The sequence below is a fragment of the Flaviaestuariibacter amylovorans genome (genome assembly GCF_039541815.1).
GTDB classification, from domain to species: domain Bacteria; phylum Bacteroidota; class Bacteroidia; order Chitinophagales; family Chitinophagaceae; genus Flavisolibacter; species Flavisolibacter amylovorans.
Genome location: NZ_BAABGY010000023.1, coordinates 1 through 1,198, shown reverse-complemented (window position 1 = coordinate 1,198; position 1,198 = coordinate 1). Strand labels below are relative to the sequence as shown.

1 protein-coding gene is annotated in these 1,198 nt (G+C 57.0%); it reads right to left on the bottom strand.

Annotated features, from left to right (window positions below; all coding sequences use genetic code 11):
- Positions 1-67 precede the first annotated feature (67 nt).
- Positions 68-1,123 carry an IS481 family transposase gene (locus ABD937_RS23510; protein WP_425185818.1) on the bottom strand — a complete coding sequence of 352 codons (1,056 nt, stop codon included), beginning with the start codon at positions 1,121-1,123 and terminating at the stop codon, positions 68-70.
- Between the last annotated feature and the right edge of the window lie 75 nt (positions 1,124-1,198).

The following is a 1,198-nucleotide window of genomic DNA, read 5'->3' as shown; positions in this document are numbered from 1 at the left end:
CTGTAATAGTTAGGAGTTGATCTGACAGTTCGGGTTGTTTGGAGGGTTATTCAAAAGGATTTGGATTTTAGGATAAGGGTTGATTGAACTGCGTGTCGGGAAGTTTCTGCTGCAGCAAGGTACGTGCTCCGGTGAATGTTTGCATGGGCGTTTTTCCGAAGCAGTAACGGCCGGAGTGTGCTCGCTCGCAGTTGTAGTAGTGGAGCCAGGTGTCGAGATCCGCCTGCAGTTCCTCGAGTGTCTGATAGAGCTTTTTGCGGAAGGCGACGGCGTAGAACTCCTCCTGCATGGTGCGGTGCAGGCGCTCGCAGATGCCGTTGGTCTGGGGATGACGCACCTTGGTGCGGCTGTGTTCGATGCCTTCCACTTGCAAATAGAGCTGGTATTCATGCCCATCGGAGGCGCCGTTGTACTCCGTGCCCCGGTCGGTGAGGATGCGCAGCAGCGGCACCCCCTGCTCGTCAAAGAAGGGCACCACCCGGTCATTGAGCAGATCGGCGGCCGTCAGGGCGTGCTTGCCGGTGTAGAGCTTGCAGTGGGCCACGCGGGAGTAGGTATCGATGAAGGTCTGCTGGTAGATGCGGCCAACGCCCTTGATATTGCCCACGTAGTAGGTGTCCTGTGCTCCGAGATAACCCGGATGCTCAGTTTCGATCTCGCCATGAGCCTCGTCCTCGTCCTTTTTACGTTCCAGGCTCGCGAGCTGAGCTTCGGTGAGTACCAGCCCCTCGCCGGCTACGCGCTCCTCGAGGGCTCGCAGGCGCTTGGAAAAGGTCTCCAGGCCATGCCGCTTCCAGACGCAGCGCACCCCGGCAGCCGAGATAAAAACCCCTCCCCGGAGCAATTCGTTGGCGACGCGGAACTGGCCGAAGGCCGGGTTGTCGGTAGCCCACCTTACAACAGCGGCTTCCACTTCCGGAAGCACCCGGTTGGCGGGGATGGGCTTTTTGCGGCTGATCTCGCGCAAGCCCGCTTCGCCACCTTGCTCGTAGAGTTGTTGGAACCGGTAGAAACTGTCGCGGCTAACGCCCATTACCTTGCATGCACGCGACACGTTGCGTAACTCCTGGGCCAATTGCAATAGCCCAAGCTTCGCTTTGATTACTTTTGTCTCAGAGTTCATGATCTGACATTTTGGGGTTTGAAAGTGTGGTTACTTAAAAATACCCAAGTGTCAGATCAACTCTTAACTACTGCA